Origin of the sequence: Micromonospora sp. LOL_013 (assembly GCF_048060315.1) — a bacterium.
In the GTDB taxonomy this organism is placed as follows: Bacteria; Actinomycetota; Actinomycetes; order Mycobacteriales; family Micromonosporaceae; genus Micromonospora_E.
Genome location: NZ_JBHMIQ010000110.1, coordinates 1 through 551 on the forward strand (window position 1 = coordinate 1; position 551 = coordinate 551).

Annotated in this window: 1 protein-coding gene; it reads right to left on the reverse strand. The window is 71.3% G+C overall.

Going from position 1 to position 551, the window contains the following annotated elements:
• On the reverse strand, positions 1-535 hold a 535-nt coding region (locus tag ACFHWS_RS28540), incomplete at its 3' end, for a transposase (RefSeq protein WP_416569588.1).
• Between the last annotated feature and the right edge of the window lie 16 nt (positions 536-551).

A 551-nucleotide genomic window follows, 5' to 3' on the forward strand; every position in this document is an offset into this window, starting at 1 on the left:
CGCGGCGGACGATCAGCCGGGCGGTCGCCTCGTGTCGGGTGCCGGCGAACGCGGTGTACGTGGTTTCGGCGATCTGCGCGTCGGAGATCCACCGGCCGGCGTCCTCGTCCCAGACGGCCTGCGGATATGTGATGTCGACCCACTGGTCGGCGGCGATGCCGTCGCACGCGGCGCGGATCTGCGGGTCGATGCGGCAGGTGACCGAGAACCGCACGCCACGACGCCGGCAGCCGCTGATCACCGTCTTGGCGTAGAACGCCGAGTCCGCTCGCACCATGATCTCCCCCGAAGCGCCGCATGCCCGGGCGGTCGTGACGGCCTCGGCGATCATGGTGGCGGCGCCCCGGGCCGAGCCGGCGTTACCCGACCGCAGCCTCGTGGCGGCGGTCACCGCGGACAGCGGGGTGGACAGCGTCGCGACCAGGGGGTTGTAGCCGCGCGGGTAGACGTTGTAGCCGCCGACCTTGGCGTGGCCGAACCCGATGCCCTGCTTCTGCTTGCCGTACACCCGCCGCAGCATGGAGTCGATGTCCACGAAGCACAGGGTGTCG